Origin of the sequence: Neobacillus drentensis (assembly GCF_036962765.1) — a bacterium.
GTDB classification, from domain to species: Bacteria; Bacillota; Bacilli; order Bacillales; family Cytobacillaceae; genus Neobacillus; species Neobacillus drentensis_C.
Map to the genome: position 1 here is coordinate 1 of NZ_JBALOS010000352.1, position 489 is coordinate 489.

Annotated in this window: 1 protein-coding gene; it reads left to right on the forward strand. The window is 35.6% G+C overall.

Annotated elements, in window-relative coordinates; all coding sequences use genetic code 11:
• The first annotated feature begins 38 nt into the window (after nt 1-38).
• Complete coding sequence (locus tag V7137_RS29160) at nt 39-437, forward strand: (deoxy)nucleoside triphosphate pyrophosphohydrolase (RefSeq protein WP_335701300.1); 399 nt, start codon at nt 39-41, stop codon at nt 435-437.
• Nucleotides 438-489 lie beyond the last annotated feature (52 nt).

The window sequence follows — 489 nt, forward strand, 5'->3', positions numbered from 1 at the left end:
TGATATTATTAGGAATAGAAAATTATAGGAGGATCACATTGAAAAAGCAGTTAAAAGTCGTCGCGGACATTATTGAAAATGAACAAAATGAAATTCTCTGTGCTCTTAGATCCACCGAAATGGCGATGCCAAATATGTGGGAGCTTCCAGGCGGGAAAGTGGAAGCAAATGAGGATATCTTCTCAGCCCTTGAAAGAGAAATTGATGAAGAGTTGAACTGTAAGATTGAAACTTTTAAAGAGGTATTTAATGATAATACACATGAATATGATACTTTTGTTATTAATTTAATATCGATTAAATGCAGGGTAGTTGAAGGGATTCCTACACCAAGTGAGCATTCAAAATTAATATGGTTGAAAAGAGAGAATTTGGATTCCCTTAAATGGGCACCAGCGGATATTCCAGCCGTAAAACAATTAATCGAAGAAAAATAAGGATGCCTTCATTGTAGAAAAGAACCTTGCTGCATTCAACAAGGTTCATCGG